A 17,645-nucleotide genomic window follows, 5' to 3' on the forward strand; every position below is an offset into this window, starting at 1 on the left:
ATATTTTTTACAATAATTCACCCCTGCCCTCATCAGTAACCCTCACGCGTAAAATCTTCCCACTGCTAGGATTTTTTGCGTTAATAATGTCATTATACACAGCATTTTGTCGTGCCTCTAGCACCACTTCCATACTTATGCCATTCTCATAGCCTACCACGTGGATTTTATCGCCCTTTTTCACAATCACACGTGGCTTAATCTTATCTTTTGTAATGATAGTATTCACCCGGATATAGCTCTTTGCACTGCTATTATTAAGCTCATTTGCGCTCATATATTCTGTGCCCAATCGTTCAAAAGGCACAGATTCTATCCGTGTATTGCTTGTGCTTATAATCTCACTCACAGGGATATTCTGTGTGCTTTTAAATACATCAAGTGTGCCTTTAATCATATAAATAAAGGTAAGTTTTTTCATCTGTGCATTAGGCGGTGTGCGGTACTTCATCGCTAAAGTGCCATTATGCTTTTTTAATGCAGATTCTGGCAATTCATATTGGATTAGCTCATAATCACTAGGCACATTATTTAGAGGACGCACAAGTAGATTCTCAATATGAATCCTATTACCATAATGCTGGATATACATTTTTTCTATAAATTCTTTAACATTATTCTCGCGCATATCAGTGACGTATTGAAACTCCACATAATCGCTTTCAAAAGAGATAATCTCATAGCCATATCGCGCGAAAATGAGCTTTATATCCACACTTTTAAGCGTGAGGGTGAATTTATCCGGTGGCAAAGTGGCGACCTTAAACCTCCTATCCATCATAGGAAACATATCTGTGGAATATATATCGCTTTTATTTACCTGATAGGCTTTTTTCAAATGCAGTTTAGAATCAGGAATTGTTACATTATCTACACCATTGAGTGCATAGACACATAAGCATAAAACTACGAATATTTTATATAATCTTGCCATTTTTTCCTCTCTTACCTTATATGCTTCCAGCCTTTATTCCTCTAAGGGCTGCACAAATGAACTGATAATTTCCCGCTGCAATCCGCCAAAATTGATTTTTAGCCTATATTGCGCTCCCTGTGCTTGAATAGATTCTATCACACCTACGCCAAAGAGTTTATGAGAGACTTTCATACCTTTATGGAACTCACTTTGTGTCGATGTAATGTCCTTTTGCCTCAAGAGTGTGTTTCCAAGCATTCCGCTTTCTTTCAAAAAATATGAGGGCTTAAGCCACTCTCTTTTACCCTTATAGAATCTGCTTTTTGCATAGCAGAGTGTTAGCACATCTTTTGCCCGTGTGAAAGCTACATAGCCTAGCCTCCGCTCCTCTTGCAAACTCTCCTCGTCTCTTTGCATTGGGAAAAATCCATCTTCTAAGCCAATCACATAGACATATTTAAATTCCAAACCCTTTGCGGTATGTATGCTCATACAGCTCACAGCATCGCCTACAACCTCATCACTAGGACTAGCAAGGGCTAAATCATTTAAAAAATCTTCAATATGGCTATTAGGATTGCAAATAGCATAATCGCGGCATTTGCCATAAAATTCCGCTATATTTCCCTCTCTATCGACCTCATCAAACTTGCTGAATGTAAAAATGAGATATTCCTCCATTTCTGTAATCACATTTTCAAAACTTCCACATTTCTGCCATTGCTGTAATTTGCCTACTAAATCCATAAGTGCGCTATAAGGGGCTTTGCCTAGAATCTCCAAGCACTCCTTAGGATAGGCTATCAATGTAGCAATGCAGGAAAGCCCTTTAGAGATGGCAAGATTCTCTAAATGCGTTTGCCTCACCTTACCAATGCCACGTTTGGGGTTATTAATAATATTTAAAAATGAAAAATCATCATCAAGATTTACAATCAAACGCAAATAGCTTAATAGTGCCTTAATCTCTACACGTTCGTAAAAACGCATAGCCCCAATGATTCTATATCGGATTTGAGCACGATTTAAGCCCTCCTCTACTCCACGTGAGAGGGCATTCAAACGAAACAAAATAGCTATCTCACTCAAATTTGCCCCTAGTGCTAAAAGCCTCTCTATATCTTTAGCTAAAAACATCGCCTCGCTATTCTCATCCTCACTCTCTACGAGGCGCACAGCCTCTCCTGCCCCTCTTATACTCTTTAGATTCTTACCCAAACGCTCAGTATTGCGCGATATGAGGTTATTAGCAATCTCAAGGATTGGCTCATATGAGCGGTAGTTCTCTTCTAGCTTAATCACCTTGACTTCATCAAACATTTGCGGAAATCGCAAAATATTACGCACATCTGCCCCACGCCACCCATAAATACTTTGGTCATCATCGCCCACAACACAGAGATTCTGATGGCTCACACAAAGGCTTTTTAGAATTTTGCATTGCAATTCATTGGTATCTTGATACTCATCAACCATAACATATTGATACTTTTGGCTCATCTGCTGGGCAATATCCTGTCTTTTGTCTAAAATCTTATAAGTAAGATAGAGCAAATCATCAAAATCAAGCAGATTTTTTCCTGCCAAATACCGCTCATACTCATCATACACTCTTTGAAGCTTCTTATCCTCCGCACTATGAGCAAAGGTACTTGCCTCCTCTGGGGAAAGAAAGCTATTTTTCATCGTGGAAATATACGTATCGCAAATAGCAGGAGGTAACGTATTGCAAAGCGATTTGAGTATGGAGCGCTTATCTGCTGAATCGAGCACGACAAAATTTGCCGCCCGCTCAAGTGTGGTGATATGGAATCGTAAAAAGATTAAGCCAAATTTATGAAACGTGCATAAAAGCGGCGGGGCATTAAGGGTAGTATCTAAAAGTGAGAGCGCCCTCTCTCTCATCTCCTCTGCGGCTTTATTGGTAAAAGTAAGGGTAAGTGTGCTATGCGGGGGGATTCCCACTTCATCGACTAGATAGGCTAAACGCGTTGTAATCGTCTTTGTCTTCCCACTCCCTGCCCCTGCAAGAATGAGCAATGCACCATCGATATGCTTTGCTGCTTCTTGCTGTGCGGGGTTGAGCGCTAAAAGGGCTTGTTGTAGCGCAGAGGGCGAAGGAGCAGCCATTTAGGGTTGAATATCCTTAAGGCTATTTTCCACGACAGAAAAATCAGGCTTTTGCGAGAGATAGGGCTTTACCTCCTCATCGCTTAATTTTTTCCATATTTTTGTCTCTCCCATAACACCTGATTTATCAATGCTCCCACGTAACTCTAACGTATCACCTTTAAGTGTGATTTTAGCATAGTATGTTTTCCCCGCATCAAAGTTATACACCTTGCCATTTTTATATGTATCACTTGAGCCATCACGCACGAGATTATATACAAATATACTGCCCTTATCAAAGCGGTTTCTTAGGGCTGGATTCTCATTGTTCACATCTTTTTTAGGTGGGCTACCATCGACATTGGCAAAGCCATAGGCATAGTATTTGCCATCTTTTTTAAAAAACTCAACAATAGATTGCTGTCCCTTTTCACCTTTATGCGTCATATAATATCCCTCTAGCTCCGCGCTAAAGGCTACACATAAGCCACAAAATAATAATAGTTTTATAATCCTCATATCTGCTCCTTTCTCTAAAATAAAATTGGCTCTTAAAAGTAGCTTACTCTCATCTTTTTGCAAGTATAACAAAATTATATTAGAATAACACTATTTTTAAGCGCAAGCAATACTATAAACAAGGGGATACAATGAAAGATAAACTTCACATCACAATTATGATGTGGCTTATATGTAGCACTTCTAGTTATGGAATGCAAAAAATCCCCACGCAAGATTTCCCATACGATAAAGACCCCATAGAAGTGTTAGAAGATGTAACAAAAATATGGCAAGATTTGCTCTATGAAGTCAATGGCATTAAGGTTAAAAAAACCGAAGTGCCACTTGAGGATTTATCTATGCTCACAGATATTGGGACTATTTATACACCTTCACTTGATATAAACAATATGATGGGAATAGAAATACGATTTTAAAGATTTTAAACTCTAAAAACCAAAGGAGATTCTATGCTTGATGTTAAACAATATTATGTGAATGCCAACGCCCTGCTTAAAGGGCATTTTCTCTTAAGCAGTGGTAATCACTCCGACCATTACCTGCAATCCGCGCGTGTGCTTGAAAATCCCCTTGTAGCAGAGCAATTAGCCAAAGCCCTTGCTACGCAAATCAAAGAATCCGGGATTGCAATAGATTGTGTATGTTCTCCTGCTATTGGGGGGATTCTTGCTGGATATGAACTCGCTAGGGCTTTGGGTGTGAGATTTATCTTTACTGAGCGTGTAGAGGGGCAAATGCAGCTAAGGAGAGGCTTTGGAGTAACACAAAGTGAAAGGGTGCTAGTATGTGAGGATATTATCACCACCGGAGGTTCTGCCTTAGAATCTGCCCAGTGCGTAGAATTTGAAGGGGCGAAAGTAGTGGCTTATGCAGGATTGGCTAATCGTGGATTCTGCAAACGTGTAGGCTCAAGTTTAGAACGTAAAAAAGAGGCGAGACTTCCTTCAGATGTGCCACTCTTTGCCCTAGCGGATTTTGTGTTTAATATGTATGAGCCACACAACTGCCCATTATGCAAAGAGGGTGCACAAAAGGCGATTAAGCCCGGTAGTAGGGGGAATTAGAATCTATGGCGACACACAAACGCTGGCGTAAGCTCAAATCTACCCCAAAGCCCACTGCTTATAGTGCGTGGGTGGATATGAAAACCTTTAGCCTCAAAAATCAACTGCGGCTAATGTATGCAAGTGAACGTATAAAGGCATTTATCACGGATATGTTTATGATTAATATGCCTTTATTGTATCTTACTACTTATGTATTTTTAGATGGCAAGGAGGATTTCACACATAATCAAATAGCCATACTTACCTGTGGTATATGCTATGGTATCATCACTTCACTTTTCTTTACTCTTAGCGCACAAACGCCCGGTTATCGCTATATGAATCTTAAGCTTGTGTGTTATCTTAAAACACAAGATTCTCATACTTTATCACAGCAAAATGACAATAAAGCAGATTCTATACAAGAAAATCTTACAAAAGTAAGCTTTATAAGGGCATTTATCCGCTATGTGCTATGGGTGATTGGCACAAGCTTTCTTTTTGGCATACTTGTTGGAATCTTCCGCACAGATGGGAGATGTCTGCACGATCTGCTATGCCGCACGCAAATCATTCCTACAAAACAAACATAAAGGAGGTAGCTATGGCTTATACGATTATAGAGGTAGAAAAACTCACCGGTGTGCCATCGCGCAAATTACGATTTTGGTGCGATAAGGGTCTTTTTCCATTTATTGAAAAAGACAAGAACGGAGTGCGATATTTTAGTCAAAAAGATTTAGAATGGGTAGCGTGGATAGACTGCTATCGCACGATTGGTATGAGTATCGCTCATTTTAAAGAATATATTCATCTTTGTTCCTTAGGCACAGAAACACTAGAGCAAAGACTAGAGATTATCAAAACCCAAAAGACAACTACAATCAAAGAAATCAAAAATCTTAAAAAGATTCTCTCAAAGCTTGAATACAAAATTGATTACTACAATGAACTCATTGCCGCTAAAAAAGATAGCGCTAATCCGCTAAGCAAAGACTATCGAAACATCAAAGATTTTAAAGCAAAATGCACAAAAATTATGCCTATGGCTTCAAATAAGCAATGAGATTCTATCACATTTCCTTAAAATATGCACTACTTTGGGATTTGGGAGTGCTTTTTGTCTGCGGGAGGGCAAGAACTTGGTAGGTTTTTGTATATTCTAAATAATGGAGTTTGATAATATCGCCCACGCGCACTTCCTTGCTTGATTTGGCGATTACATCATTTATACTTACCACACCATTTTCACACATATCTTGCGCGATACTGCGCCGCTTGAGAATATTCACACTGCTAAGAAATTTATCAATACGCATTATCGCCTCCTTTGGATTGCGCAACGATTAATTTTGTAAATTTTTGATGCCTCACCTTGTCTTAAACTTCTTCTATCAAACACAATCACATCGCATTTTGCCTCCGCCCATTGCTGATTAAAAGGCTCTCCTGTTGGATTTGCCGAAGTAGAATAAAGTATTTTAAAGGAAGTAAAAAACTGCGTATGAAGTCCTTTATTAACAAGCCTTATAGCCTTTTTGTTAGGATATATAAAAGTAGAAAGCCTAGCCTTGCGAATGCGATTTTTATGTATGGCGGGGATTCTTGTGAGGGTTTTTAATGTTTGTAAAGAATCTACTTGCAAAAGCACATTTTGCCCTTTAGGTCGCCCTTTGAGACGATTTAGAATCTCCGCATTCGCGCTTAATAACCCCGCAGTCGTATCGCATTGCGCAAGATAGACAAGATTGGGGGTAGAATCATTGGCAATAAAGGGCGAGATAAAGGGAATGTAAGCACTTTGTATCTGTGATGGCATAGGCTTCATTCTTGCTCTGCTTGTTGGGCTTCAGCTTGAGGCTGCATAGGCTTAAGGTAGCCATCATCGAGCAAAATTTCTACAATGCGTCTAAAGATAGGTGCAGCTGTGCGTGAGCCATAATAGTCATCTTTTATATCGGATTCAAAAGCCACAACGCCTATTGTGTAGGCATTATTATCATCTTGTGCGAATCCAAAGAATGAGCCATTATACTTGCTATCATATCTGCCATTGAGGGCAATTCGTGCTGTGCCTGTTTTACCGCCTGTGATAACGCCATCTACTTGTGCGATTTTAATCACTCTTTTAACGACTTGAATAAGTGTGTGATGCACTTGAGCGGTGGTTTGCGGTGAGAGAATAGCAATAGGCTCAAAACGTTTAGGGACATATTTTTCGCCACTAGGGGCAGTTACATATTCACTTATGCGAGGTGTGATGAGATAGCCGCCATTGCTAAAAATCGCATATGAGCGCATAAGCTGCATAAAAGTCGCCCTCATACCATAACCATAGCTCACACTTGCGCGATATACTTCATTTTGAAAGGTTTTAGGGCTGGGGACTAAGCCTGTTTTTTCATAGGGTAAATCAATCCCGCTAAGCTCCCCAAAGCCAAAGGCATGGAGAGCAGTGTAGTATTCATTAGGCTTTAAATCTTTAGAAATTTTCACCATACCAATATTGCTGGAGCGCACAATAATATCCTCCACACTTCCGCTTTTAAGCGGGTGGGTATCGCGTATCGTGTAGCTTTTAAGCTTGTAGTAGCCATTATCAAGCTCGATTACATCACTAGGATTTACCATACCTTTTTGCAATAAAATCGCATAGATAATAGGCTTAATCGTGCTGCCCGGCTCATAGGAGTATTCAATCGCATTAAGATTCAAATGCGGATAATCCTTTTGCTGAATATGCTTTGGGTCAAAACGATTTGAAGTAGCCAATGCAAGAAACTTACCTGTTTTAGAATCCATAATGCCCGCAATGATTTCACGCACTTTATAACGTTTCTTTGCCTCATCGAGTTCAAGTTCAATTTTTCGCTGTAAGCTTAGAGGAATGCTGAGCGTTACATCAAATCCATCTTGGCGAGTTTGTATAGCTGCTGCTTTATTGGCAATAATGTTAAAACCTATGTCGCGCTTGCCTGTAAGGCGTCCATCTTGTTTGGCAGAAAGTATATCGTTATAATATTTTTCTACGCCCTTAACGCCATCGACACGTGTGATATTGTGGTGTTCTGTTTTGCGTGTGTAGCCAATGAGTGGCTCAAGGATATTTTGATAAGCATAGATTCTATTATTTCCACTTACCTCGATGCTAAGCCCCATTTTTTGGATAATCCTCCCCCTCTTATCTTCATACTCGCGAAACACATCATAACGGATAAGAATAAGATTGAGATTCTTAAGATTAGTTGCCACAGTGGAATTAAGCGTATAAGAAAGCACCACATAACCATTTTGACTAAGTTTTTTGCGTATTTCATTTTGAGGAATACCGCTATATATGGAAAAAAGCGTGATAAAAAGCTCTTTTTTATCTGGATCAATGCTTTGGGTGTTCACACTTGCTTTGTAGAGCTTATTGCTATATGCGACCTCAAAGCCATCGCTTGTATAGAGACTGCCACGTATAGAAGTATCGCTTCTTGTAGCATTAATAGTAGGGAGTTTGCGGGGGGTTACCATTTTGACATAGACAATACTAAGAAAAACGATGAAACATAAAACAATGAGGAAAAAGACAGAGATAACAACCCCTGTCTTTTTTGCATAATATGCCACAAATACCCTTAGATTTGGGTTCTTTGAATTTCTTTGTAGGCGTTAAGGGCTTTATTTCTTACCTCAAGCATAACCTTCATACTATTTTCAGCACGATTAATCGCAATCGCTGCTTGATGCAAATCTTTAACTTGTCCGCTTGCCATATCCGCAAGTGCTTTTTCTGAAGTTTGCTGCTCTGCATTCACATCTTGTATAGAATTTTTCAATGTATTGATAAAATCAAGCCCATCTTGCTTACTTTTTGCGCTCTCAATATTCTTCTTTTCTACTCCAATGTGTTGAATATCATTTGTAATCACACCGAATTGATTAGCCATTTACCTCTCCTATGCTTGGAACATTGTAATTGCATTACTCGCCATATTCTTTGCACTTTGAAATGCAGCGACATTTGCTTGATATGCTCGAGTTGCTTCTATTAAATCGGCCATTTCGACAACGGGATTAACATTAGGATAAGCGACATAACCTTCAGCGTTTGCATCTGGGTGGCTTGGGTCATATTTCATTAATGGCTCCCTATCATCGCGCACGATTTTACGGATATAAACGCTCATTATAGCAGGTTTTGGTTCTTTTCCCAAATCACCCTCGTGCAATGGATCTTCATATTTAAGTTGGTGGTTATTTTTTCCCAATTTTTCATTTAAAACTTTATTAAAATCAAATGCTTGAAACAACACTTCTCTCCTGCGATAAGGACCACCCTCATCTGTGCGCGTGGTATTAGCATTGGCAATATTTGATGAAATGACATTAACACGCACCCTTTGGGCTGAAAGTCCATAACCACTAATATCAAAGCTTGATAAAAACATTAACCTGCTCCTTCATTAATTTAGATATTTCTACCTGAATCTATGGCATAACTAAATATACCTTTATGCCGTTTTAATGCACTTGTAAGGGCTTGATACATCGTGCTATTTTTACCCATTTCACTTGTTTCCACATCTAAATCCACACTATTGCCATCATTTTTTGCTAAATGCCCATCACGCCAAAACATTGTAGCGCTATCTGGCTTTATACGTCTGCTATCAAGATGCTCTTTTGAGGTTTTAGCTAGTTCAAGCTTATAGCTTCTCTCGCCACTGCCAAAGATTTTTTTATTCTCTCTAGCCAAATACTGCTCGAAATTCACATCTTTAGGACGATAAAAAGGCGTATCGACATTTGCAATATTTGAAGCAATCATATCCTGACGGATTGAACGATAATCAAGTGCTTTATAGACAACAGGATAAACCTTTGAAATATCTGCAATAGCCATATTTTACCTTTTAATTTAAGATAATCTCTCAAAGTAAAGCAAAATATATTCCAAAATAACTCTTTAACAATCAGAAGCTTTATGCATCATTGCCCACATAGCCCTTGATGATACTTTATTGGCAAATCTTTATACTTAAAAAGTATGTAAAATTCTTAATTTTGTCTTGGTTTATGTATTTTAAGAATAAATCCTGCAATGCTAAAGCACTGCAGGAAGGAGCATTAGTGTGTGCTTATCACACCATTAAATTCACTTGCTTTACGATAAGGAGATTCTGCAAAAGGAATGTTATTTTTTCCATTCGCAGAACGAATGCAGATTCTCACACATTGTATAAGAACCAGACAAGTAACAAGCATAAACAATGCGCAAAGCAAGGCATTGATAAGGTTGTTCGTAGCAATAGTAGAGAATTTCGCCGCTTCAGCTGTGAGAGTTGCTATCACATCAGGGTCAGTAGCTGCTGCTGCCTCTTGTGTCTTAGCTGCAGCCTTTGCGCTATTGTTTTGCCATAGGGCTATATGGCTTACCGCATCGTGCACTTTCTCGCCATTTGCAGGAAGGAGTTTTAATGCTCCTGCATACAATGTGCTAGTAAGTACCCACACCGCAGGGAGGATAGCTACCCACGCGAGTTTACCTTTACCCATTTTGAAAAGCACAGTAATAACGGTGAGCAATGCCATACCTGCAAGCATTTGATTAGATACGCCAAAGAGTGTCCAAAGCGATTTCACGCCACCTTGTGGGTCAGTAACGCCTTGATAGAGGATATATCCCCAACCAGCCACACAAATAAGTGTCGCTACTACGCCCCAAAACATAGAATGGATATTACCAATAGGCTTATACACATTGCCTAACACATCTTGCACCATAAATCGCCCTGCTCTTGTCCCCGCATCAACAGCTGTTAAAATGAAAAGTGCCTCAAACAAAATAGCGAAGTGATACCAAAATGCTATAGAGCCCTGATTAAAAAGTGGCACTTGAGAGATAATAGTAGCTAAGCCAATCGCAAATGTCGGTGCACCACCGGTTTTACTCAAAATGCTATTTTCACCTATGTCTTTTGCCATATCTAAGATGTCTTGAGGACTAATGGTAAAGCCCCAAGAGCTAATTGTCTGTGCGGCGATAGCTGCAGCTTCTGCCACATCTTTAATCCCAGCTGTGCCAAGCCCAGCAGGAGCGACATTGATAGAAAAATACAAACCCGGAGTGAGAATCACCGCCGCGATAAGCGCCATTACCGCTACTGCAGATTCCATAAGCATAGCGCCATAGCCCACCATTCGCGCGTGGGATTCTTTCTCTAGCATTTTGGGCGTTGTCCCACTTGAAATCAACGCGTGGAATCCGCTAATCGCCCCACAAGCAATAGTAATAAACAAGAACGGAAATAGCTGTCCGCTAAATACCGGTCCTGTGCCATCTATAAATTTTGTAACACTCTCAAATCGTACATCTGGCTGCACTATCAAGATTCCCCCTGCCATTAGCACAATCACACCGATTTTTAAAAATGTGCTGAGATAATCACGAGGTGCGAGTAAGAACCACACAGGCAAAATCGCCGCAACAAATCCATATATAATCATCACATAGGTAAGCGTAATAGGTGAGAATGTAAAAATGCTTGCAAGAGTTTCATTTTCTGCTACGTGACGTCCATAGTAGAGAGCCAAAAGTAAAAGCACAAAGCCAATAATGCTCGCCTCGCCGATTTTACCCGGACGAATAAAACGCATATGAAGCCCCATATAAATCGCAATTGGAATAGTCATCGCAATAGTGAAAAACCCCCAAGGAGATTCAGCCAAAGCATTGACCACCACAAGCGCCAAAATAGCAATGATAAGCATCATAATGCCTAAAATTCCTATCATCGCTATACTTCCCACGCCCTTGCCAAGCTCAAGCTTAATAATCTCGCCTAGAGACTTTCCATTTCTACGCATAGAAATAAAAAGCACCGTGAAATCATGCACTGCTCCAGCAATCACCACGCCCACAACAATCCAAATCATACTAGGCAAATAGCCCATTTGCGCTGCTAGGATTGGTCCTACAAGTGGTCCAGCCCCTGCAATAGCCGCAAAATGATGTCCAAAAAGCACGATTTTATTTGTTGGCACAAAATCGCGTCCATCATTATTGACTACTGCAGGTGTGGCGCGATTATCATCAAGCCCTAATACCTTATATGCGATATACTTTGAGTAAAAACGATAAGCTATCGCATAAATACATACCGCAGCTACCACAATCCACACGGCTGAAATACTCTCGCCTGTATGAATGGCTAACACCCCAAAGCACCACGCACCGACAAGTGCCACAAGCGCCCATATTCCTATACTCACAATTTTATTCATAGCTCTCCTTTAATTTAGATGCCTTAAGTTTAAATATTTCAAACTTAAAGCCTATTATTTAATAAAACCTTAACTTTGTTTTTATTTATTTAAGAGTAGATTAGTAACATCAATCTCATACAATTCTATCATCCTACTTGAGTTTTCTTATTTTCAAGCTTGCTCACATTAGTTTTAGATTAAGATAACATAATTTATATAATGTATAAAAGGATAAAAATTATGCAAAATTTTGCACTCATTACATTAATAGAATTTTTGTATTCTTTACACTCTATGGTTTTTTCTGCACCTATACTATGGCATAAAACTACACGGCAAGGCTTCCAGATTCTATTGTTTTGCAAAATGGGGAACATAGAACGGATATACTCACTTCAAGATGTGGAAATCAATACTGCACATTTGGCTCAATAGGCAATGCTGGCAGTTATAGTTTTAAGTATTCTACGAGCAGTGGTTCTTCTCAGCTTACTCTTATGAGTATTACTCCACCAAATCCCTATGGTTACGCACATTCTGTATTTTATATGGGAAGCTTAAATATAGGAAGAAACTCAAAATTAAGTATCAACGATTTTCATACTTTTGCTCCTTCGGGCAGTCTCACACTTGGAGAAAATGCCACGCTTGAAGTTATTTTACAAAAAGGACAAAAAATTCTCTCAAGTGAATTTGCACCCTCATCAAAAGTATATTTTTCACGCGGAGCAAACTTTTTCCTTGAAAGCGGCTCAAGATTCAATGTAAGCAACACGGATTTTGTCATCATCAATTCACAAGGCACGATTAGCAATAGCGCACAAATGATACTAGATGCCAACACAATAAGATTGCAAAATACCATTCATAATTATGGGACAATGGAACTTACAGGCAATGTATATAATATAGGACAAAGTGCATCTGGGATAAACCTTGCTACTTCAAATTTTATCAATAATGGTAAGATAACAATAAATGGTAACTTTTACAATGGTGGTACTCCACTTGCTGATTCAGTAACAGGATCTTGGTGGCAAAATGATGCACCAAGTCCGGGTGGAGGAAATCTTATAAACTATGGTGGAGAAATTACTATTACAGGACAACTTATCAATGATAAAGGGACACAACTCGGACACACTCAATATTCAAGCGTAGCGATTTATGGTGGAAGCATTACAGCGACACAAGGAATGCAAAATACAGCTGGAAATACCCTTACCTTTGGCGTTCAAAATGGCAAAATGGGACAACTTATTGGGAATCTTTCAAATAATGGTGCAATCAAAGTCAATCTTACAAGAGCGAATCTTGGCACACACCAACTCATTACAGGCACTTTAAGTGGTAGCAATATACAAATGGATTTTATCACAGATAGCGGCAAAAGTGAATTTATAGAATCTATCCAAAATAACACAACAATCACGCTTAATAAAAACACTCAAGCCATTAACGCCTTTATGAATACTCTTCCTACACAACCAAAAGCCATTCTTACCGCTCTTGAAGAAAATTTTTCTAATCCTCATGCACCAACTCAACAAAGCATTTATACCTATGGTGATAGAAATTATCTCTCAATGTTAGCAGATAATCTTAATGACAATATAGAATCTATGCTGATTTATGCCTCTCCTTTAAATATATGGACTATGATACAAAATAATATTATCCCACTTAAGGCTCAAATAACGCCCTTGCCACGCAAATCTGTTTTCAATATAGCTCCTTTTAGCTCTATTGCTTCACGTGGCTCACTTAAATCCCCTCTTAATAGTGTAAATATCAATGTAAGGATTCCTTATGGCATACATCAGCTTAGTGCTTTTGTTACTTATGCTAACACAAATATGACTCAATCACTTGATGCTTCACAAACCCACTTTGATACAAACTCTTTAGCCTTAGGCTTAATGGATAGAATCTTTTCACAAGGTGTAGAAATTTCTCTTCTTGCATATAGTGGTGCAACTTTCAATAAAACAAAGCGGTATCTTTCAATGAATAGCACTATTCTTATTATGAGCTTGGTTTATCAGCCCAAATTGGCTCTCCATTACAAGTAAATAAACTATGGATAAAACCATTTATAGGCATTGATTATATGTTTGGTTTGCAAAGTGCATTCAAGGAATCAATTACTTCAAGTACTACTTCAGCCACTATTAATGCTCCTCTATGGACTATTCATACGCCACAACTCACACTAGGCACACAAATGCAATATACTCTTAACCATCAAACACAACTCTTGGGAGGAGGGCATATGCAATACGCATTTACAAACCCCTCTTTTTATACTAATTTTGGCTCTTCACATATTAAATTTACGCCCCAAAACTCACTTGGATTCACATTGTATCTGGGTGGATCTCTGTTTATGGGAAAAGATATATCCACAAGTGCCTATGCGCTTTATTCGCACTCATACTTAGCTTTTCAAACTTATTCGGGCACGCTAAACCTTTCTTATCATTTCTAAGCGATTACCCCAAATATGCTAGAATAAGCTCTTTGAGTTTATTTTTAGAGAAAAATCTTAAACCTTAAGGAAACAACACAAGATATGGTGGAAGTCTTAGCTCAAATCACAACACAACGCTCACAAGATATTGCTCAAAAAGGCTTTGCTTTCGGATATGAAATTCCACAAAAGAGAATTCACCCACTTATAAAACCTTGTTTTGAACCTATACTTCTTATTGCTGAAATTAAACGAGCTTCGCCTTCTGCTGGGCAAATTGGAGCTATCAATTCTCCCACAAAACTTGCTAGTGATTATCTTAATGGAGGTGCTGGGGCGATTTCTGTGCTATGCGAGGAGCGGCATTTTAATGGCTCCTTAGCGGATTTAATGCAGGTTAAAAATGCCTATCCTAAAGCCTGTATCTTGCGTAAAGACTTTATCCAATACCCTGAAGAAATTGAGATAAGCTATTGTGCTGGGGCGGATATGGTGCTTTTAATTGTGGCGATGTTTATCGATGAGGATGCGGGATTTGCGCGTTTTAAGGCGATTTATGATGAATGCCTTAAACACGGCTTAACGCCACTTATCGAAGTGCATAATCACAATGAAATTGATTTTATCACCCCTCTTAATCCTGCACTTGTAGGCATTAATGCACGCAATCTCCATACCTTTAATATTAATATTCCTGCTGCCTGCACGCTTAAAAATGCTCTACCTCATAGTAGGGTTATTTTTGAATCTGCCATAAACTCCCCTCACTCCGCCTTTATTGTGGGGAGCTTTGGCTTTGATGGTTTGCTTTGTGGAAGCTATCTTGTCGAGCATAACAATCCAAGTGCCGCTATTACCGCGCTTAAATCCGCCATAAACCTTAGCAAAAAACAAAAAGTAGCATTTTATAGCTGCGTTTTTGATAAATTTGTTAAGCGCACAAAGCCTATTATTAAAATATGCGGCATTACGCAACTTGATAATGCCCTAGAAGTGACTAAGGAGCAGACTAATGGCGGGGTTGATATGCTAGGATTTATTCTTGTAGCACATAGCCCTAGATATATAGAATCTAAGCATATCAAGGAGATTGCTAAAGCCTTGCAAACACTCTACCCGCATATTTTGCGTGTAGCTGTGGTAAATGATAAGCCCTCTCTTAATGAGGCAAAGGCGCTTTATGAGCAGGGGCATATCCACGCCATTCAGCTTCACGGACTAGATTCTAAGAATCCTCAGTATTTTGCAAATATCGCGCTAAAAGACGCGCTATTCCCTTATTATGTCGTGCAAAATATCGCACAAAAGGCAGATTTTAGCCCGCATTATGAAGGGGCATTCTGCCTTGTGGATTCTAAAAGCACACAGGGAGGTGGCTCGGGCAAAAGTATTGAGTTCGAAGTTTTGCGCTCTTTAAAAGAAAGCTATTTGTGTATCGCCGGTGGCATTAATATAGACAATATCAGCGATTTCTTAGCGCTTAAGCCAGCTATGCTTGATATAAATTCGGGTATAGAGAGTGTAGCGGGTAAAAAGGATATAGCTAAGCTCCGCGCCCTCTTACAAAAAGTCGCCTCTTATACATCACCCTTAAAGAGTAATAAATGAAACATATTGCGATAGGATTATTATATATATGCCTTAGCTTCATATATAGCAATGCTAAGGAATTAGATTTAATTATGGCAGGGGACGCCTTGCTTCACGCTTCTGTGTATAATGACGCAAAGCAAGCAAATGAGACTTACGATTTTAGCACTATGCTAAGTGCGCTAAAGCCCATTGTGGCAAAATATGACCTTGCTTTTTACAATCAAGAGACGATTTTAGGGGGCAGTGCACTTGGCTTAAGCACATATCCAGCATTTAATTCCCCGCAGGAATTTGGCGATAATATGCTCTCTTTAGGTTTTAATCTTGTCTCTCTAGCGAATAATCACACGCTTGATAGAGGTGAGGCAACCATTTTAGCTTCTCTAAAATATTGGGCAGATAAACCAGCGCTTACTGCCGGTAGCTACTCATCATTTAAGGAACGCAATACTTTTAAAATCTTAGAAAAAAATGGTATTAAATACACGCTTCTAGCCTATACGTATGGCACGAATGGCATTCCATTACCAAAGGGCAAAGAATATCTTGTAAATGTCTATACAAAGGCTATGCTAGAGAATGACATTAAGCAAGTCCGCGATAAAGTGGATTTGCTTATCGTATCTATGCATTGGGGGATTGAGTATGACTTCACACCTTCACAAGAGCAATATGATTTAGCAAAGCTTTTGGCTGATTTGGGCGTTGATTTGATTATCGGTACACACCCGCACGTGGTACAAAAAGCAGAGTGGATAGGCGATAGCTTAGTATATTACTCACTTGGGAATCTTATCTCGGGGCAAAAAGACACGAATAAACGTATCGGTATGCTAGGCAGTGTACATATCACAAAGATTAAAAATGGCAAGGTAAAGCTTTCTAATCCCCGCGCAGAGCTGATTTATACATACTATGATGCACGATTTAAAAATTTTAAGCTGATGTGGTTTAATGAAATCAACGAAAAAATACTGTCTGATTATCAAAACATATACAGGCAATATACAGATATTATCACGCAGGGCAAAGATGAGATACAAATTGGCTTGTAACAAGCCTTTGGAAATATTTGTATTTGAGAGCCAGACATCCATCTGCTTTTAACAAAAAAAGAAGAACGATCTTTTTTTAGAGATTGCAGAGTATGAGGCATTCCCTATTCGCTCTTCCTTAAAGCGAAGCTTTTTGATAGCATTCCTTGCAATTAACAGGATTTAAAAAATTCTTTACAAAATTATGTATAACCTCTGTAAATCTATGTTTTTTACCCTCGCACGCACAGGGATAATATAGCATTTAACTCACAAGTTTCACGTTTTTTAAATCTTCTTAGCACAATATTTATCAATCAACACATATTGATGGTTAAAAGCCTATCCTTAAAGATACTTGATATTATTTACTTCATTACATAAGCAGAATACACATTTTTTTTACCATACCTGCCATTTCCTCTAGTATCCCACACTAAAACTTCCTATGCTGCTCTAATCGTGGGTAGCTAATAGCCTCCACATATCGCTCCTCATCTTTAAAGTACATTTTCATATAGTCAAAAAAACGAAGATAGCCTTCACCTCAGGTTCTGACACGTGAATATTGGCAATCTTATATGCCTTATGAGTAAGCTCATCTTTATCTTCTTTAAAGTCAAAACTACCAATGACACTCTTTAAAACTAGCTTCTTAAAAAAGAAACACCCGTAAATAAACGATGTTTTTTAATACT

19 protein-coding genes are annotated in these 17,645 nt (G+C 38.9%); 9 read left to right on the forward strand and 10 right to left on the reverse strand.

Annotation, left to right across the window (positions count from 1 at the left end; all coding sequences use genetic code 11):
- Positions 1–7 precede the first annotated feature (7 nt).
- Genes flgA through QZ289_RS08090 form a run of 3 tightly spaced genes read right to left on the reverse strand, consistent with a single transcriptional unit; the run spans position 8 to position 3,547 of the window.
- Positions 8–934 carry a flagellar basal body P-ring formation chaperone FlgA gene (gene flgA, locus QZ289_RS08080; RefSeq protein ID WP_295701411.1) on the reverse strand — a complete coding sequence of 309 codons (927 nt, stop codon included), beginning with the start codon at positions 932–934 and terminating at the stop codon, positions 8–10.
- A 33-nt stretch (positions 935–967) separates the two neighbouring features.
- Positions 968–3,046 (reverse strand): ATP-dependent helicase, encoded by a 2,079-nt coding sequence (locus tag QZ289_RS08085; RefSeq protein WP_295701413.1) that lies wholly within the window; start codon positions 3,044–3,046, stop codon positions 968–970.
- Positions 3,047–3,547: a DUF2147 domain-containing protein gene (locus QZ289_RS08090; RefSeq protein ID WP_295701416.1), complete on the reverse strand. Its 501-nt coding sequence runs from the start codon at positions 3,545–3,547 to the stop codon at positions 3,047–3,049.
- Between the two features lie 131 nt (positions 3,548–3,678).
- On the opposite strand from QZ289_RS08090, the gene QZ289_RS08095 reads away from it, so the two are divergent.
- From QZ289_RS08095 to QZ289_RS08110, 4 genes are read left to right on the forward strand one after another with little or no spacing between them, the layout of a single operon-like run.
- The gene (locus tag QZ289_RS08095) at positions 3,679–3,966 is read left to right on the forward strand and encodes a hypothetical protein (RefSeq protein ID WP_295701418.1); all 288 of its coding nucleotides are present in this window, start codon (positions 3,679–3,681) and stop codon (positions 3,964–3,966) included.
- Positions 3,967–3,999: 33 nt separating this feature from the next.
- Positions 4,000–4,614, forward strand: coding sequence for an orotate phosphoribosyltransferase (gene pyrE / locus QZ289_RS08100; protein WP_295701421.1), 615 nt, complete (start codon positions 4,000–4,002; stop codon positions 4,612–4,614).
- A 5-nt stretch (positions 4,615–4,619) separates the two neighbouring features.
- Positions 4,620–5,189, forward strand: coding sequence for an RDD family protein (locus QZ289_RS08105; protein ID WP_295701424.1), 570 nt, complete (start codon positions 4,620–4,622; stop codon positions 5,187–5,189).
- Positions 5,190–5,200: 11 nt separating this feature from the next.
- The gene (locus QZ289_RS08110; protein ID WP_295701427.1) at positions 5,201–5,662 is read left to right on the forward strand and encodes a MerR family transcriptional regulator; all 462 of its coding nucleotides are present in this window, start codon (positions 5,201–5,203) and stop codon (positions 5,660–5,662) included.
- Positions 5,663–5,669: 7 nt separating this feature from the next.
- Here QZ289_RS08110 and QZ289_RS08115 read toward each other — a convergent pair whose 3' ends face one another.
- The 7 genes from QZ289_RS08115 to QZ289_RS08145 form a co-directional block, all read right to left on the reverse strand.
- On the reverse strand, positions 5,670–5,915 hold the full coding sequence (locus QZ289_RS08115) for an RNA-binding S4 domain-containing protein (protein ID WP_295701430.1): 246 nt from the start codon (positions 5,913–5,915) through the stop codon (positions 5,670–5,672).
- Positions 5,915–6,424, reverse strand: a complete 510-nt coding sequence (locus QZ289_RS08120; RefSeq protein WP_363322684.1) for a Sua5/YciO/YrdC/YwlC family protein — start codon at positions 6,422–6,424, stop codon at positions 5,915–5,917. Before QZ289_RS08120 ends, QZ289_RS08115 begins: the two co-directional genes overlap by 1 nt.
- Positions 6,421–8,211: a penicillin-binding protein 2 gene (locus QZ289_RS08125; protein ID WP_295701432.1), complete on the reverse strand. Its 1,791-nt coding sequence runs from the start codon at positions 8,209–8,211 to the stop codon at positions 6,421–6,423. The genes QZ289_RS08120 and QZ289_RS08125 overlap by 4 nt, the downstream gene beginning before the upstream one ends.
- Positions 8,212–8,219: 8 nt before the next feature.
- A complete protein-coding gene (gene fliE / locus QZ289_RS08130; protein WP_295701435.1) occupies positions 8,220–8,531 on the reverse strand; it encodes a flagellar hook-basal body complex protein FliE in 312 nt (103 codons plus the stop codon).
- Between the two features lie 9 nt (positions 8,532–8,540).
- Positions 8,541–9,032 (reverse strand): flagellar basal body rod protein FlgC, encoded by a 492-nt coding sequence (gene flgC, locus QZ289_RS08135; protein ID WP_295701438.1) that lies wholly within the window; start codon positions 9,030–9,032, stop codon positions 8,541–8,543.
- Between the two features lie 20 nt (positions 9,033–9,052).
- The gene (flgB, locus tag QZ289_RS08140) at positions 9,053–9,487 is read right to left on the reverse strand and encodes a flagellar basal body rod protein FlgB (protein ID WP_295701441.1); all 435 of its coding nucleotides are present in this window, start codon (positions 9,485–9,487) and stop codon (positions 9,053–9,055) included.
- Positions 9,488–9,711: 224 nt separating this feature from the next.
- A complete protein-coding gene (locus tag QZ289_RS08145; protein ID WP_295701444.1) occupies positions 9,712–11,868 on the reverse strand; it encodes a carbon starvation CstA family protein in 2,157 nt (718 codons plus the stop codon).
- A 222-nt stretch (positions 11,869–12,090) separates the two neighbouring features.
- Between QZ289_RS08145 and QZ289_RS08150 the strand changes: the two genes are divergently transcribed.
- From QZ289_RS08150 to QZ289_RS08165, 5 genes are all read left to right on the forward strand, one after another.
- Positions 12,091–12,285 carry a hypothetical protein gene (locus QZ289_RS08150; RefSeq protein WP_295701447.1) on the forward strand — a complete coding sequence of 65 codons (195 nt, stop codon included), beginning with the start codon at positions 12,091–12,093 and terminating at the stop codon, positions 12,283–12,285.
- Positions 12,286–12,347: 62 nt separating this feature from the next.
- Positions 12,348–13,922 carry a hypothetical protein gene (locus QZ289_RS08155; protein ID WP_295701450.1) on the forward strand — a complete coding sequence of 525 codons (1,575 nt, stop codon included), beginning with the start codon at positions 12,348–12,350 and terminating at the stop codon, positions 13,920–13,922.
- Positions 13,901–14,338: a hypothetical protein gene (locus QZ289_RS10455; RefSeq protein ID WP_363322688.1), complete on the forward strand. Its 438-nt coding sequence runs from the start codon at positions 13,901–13,903 to the stop codon at positions 14,336–14,338. The genes QZ289_RS08155 and QZ289_RS10455 overlap by 22 nt, the downstream gene beginning before the upstream one ends.
- Positions 14,339–14,422: 84 nt before the next feature.
- Positions 14,423–15,928, forward strand: coding sequence for a bifunctional indole-3-glycerol phosphate synthase/phosphoribosylanthranilate isomerase (locus QZ289_RS08160; RefSeq protein WP_295701453.1), 1,506 nt, complete (start codon positions 14,423–14,425; stop codon positions 15,926–15,928).
- Positions 15,925–16,968 carry a CapA family protein gene (locus tag QZ289_RS08165; protein ID WP_295701455.1) on the forward strand — a complete coding sequence of 348 codons (1,044 nt, stop codon included), beginning with the start codon at positions 15,925–15,927 and terminating at the stop codon, positions 16,966–16,968. Before QZ289_RS08160 ends, QZ289_RS08165 begins: the two co-directional genes overlap by 4 nt.
- Positions 16,969–17,645 lie beyond the last annotated feature (677 nt).

Origin of the sequence: uncultured Helicobacter sp. (assembly GCF_910577135.1) — a bacterium.
Classification (GTDB): domain Bacteria; phylum Campylobacterota; class Campylobacteria; order Campylobacterales; family Helicobacteraceae; genus Helicobacter_C; species Helicobacter_C mastomyrinus.

What these genes read in the sequence shown, in the direction of transcription:
- pyrE (WP_295701421.1), top strand. Translation starts at nt 4,000, where the DNA reads ATGCTTGATGTTAAACAATATTATGTGAATGCCAACGCCCTGCTTAAA.
- QZ289_RS08085 (WP_295701413.1), bottom strand. Translation starts at nt 3,046, where the DNA reads ATGGCTGCTCCTTCGCCCTCTGCGCTACAACAAGCCCTTTTAGCGCTC.
- flgC (WP_295701438.1), bottom strand. Translation starts at nt 9,032, where the DNA reads ATGTTTTTATCAAGCTTTGATATTAGTGGTTATGGACTTTCAGCCCAA.
- QZ289_RS08155 (WP_295701450.1), top strand. Translation starts at nt 12,348, where the DNA reads ATGAGTATTACTCCACCAAATCCCTATGGTTACGCACATTCTGTATTT.
- QZ289_RS08095 (WP_295701418.1), top strand. Translation starts at nt 3,679, where the DNA reads ATGAAAGATAAACTTCACATCACAATTATGATGTGGCTTATATGTAGC.
- flgB (WP_295701441.1), bottom strand. Translation starts at nt 9,487, where the DNA reads ATGGCTATTGCAGATATTTCAAAGGTTTATCCTGTTGTCTATAAAGCA.
- QZ289_RS08115 (WP_295701430.1), bottom strand. Translation starts at nt 5,915, where the DNA reads ATGCGTATTGATAAATTTCTTAGCAGTGTGAATATTCTCAAGCGGCGC.
- flgA (WP_295701411.1), bottom strand. Translation starts at nt 934, where the DNA reads ATGGCAAGATTATATAAAATATTCGTAGTTTTATGCTTATGTGTCTAT.
- QZ289_RS08110 (WP_295701427.1), top strand. Translation starts at nt 5,201, where the DNA reads ATGGCTTATACGATTATAGAGGTAGAAAAACTCACCGGTGTGCCATCG.
- QZ289_RS08160 (WP_295701453.1), top strand. Translation starts at nt 14,423, where the DNA reads ATGGTGGAAGTCTTAGCTCAAATCACAACACAACGCTCACAAGATATT.
- QZ289_RS08165 (WP_295701455.1), top strand. Translation starts at nt 15,925, where the DNA reads ATGAAACATATTGCGATAGGATTATTATATATATGCCTTAGCTTCATA.
- QZ289_RS08150 (WP_295701447.1), top strand. Translation starts at nt 12,091, where the DNA reads ATGCAAAATTTTGCACTCATTACATTAATAGAATTTTTGTATTCTTTA.
- QZ289_RS08120 (WP_363322684.1), bottom strand. Translation starts at nt 6,424, where the DNA reads ATGAAGCCTATGCCATCACAGATACAAAGTGCTTACATTCCCTTTATC.
- fliE (WP_295701435.1), bottom strand. Translation starts at nt 8,531, where the DNA reads ATGGCTAATCAATTCGGTGTGATTACAAATGATATTCAACACATTGGA.
- QZ289_RS08105 (WP_295701424.1), top strand. Translation starts at nt 4,620, where the DNA reads ATGGCGACACACAAACGCTGGCGTAAGCTCAAATCTACCCCAAAGCCC.
- QZ289_RS08145 (WP_295701444.1), bottom strand. Translation starts at nt 11,868, where the DNA reads ATGAATAAAATTGTGAGTATAGGAATATGGGCGCTTGTGGCACTTGTC.
- QZ289_RS08090 (WP_295701416.1), bottom strand. Translation starts at nt 3,547, where the DNA reads ATGAGGATTATAAAACTATTATTATTTTGTGGCTTATGTGTAGCCTTT.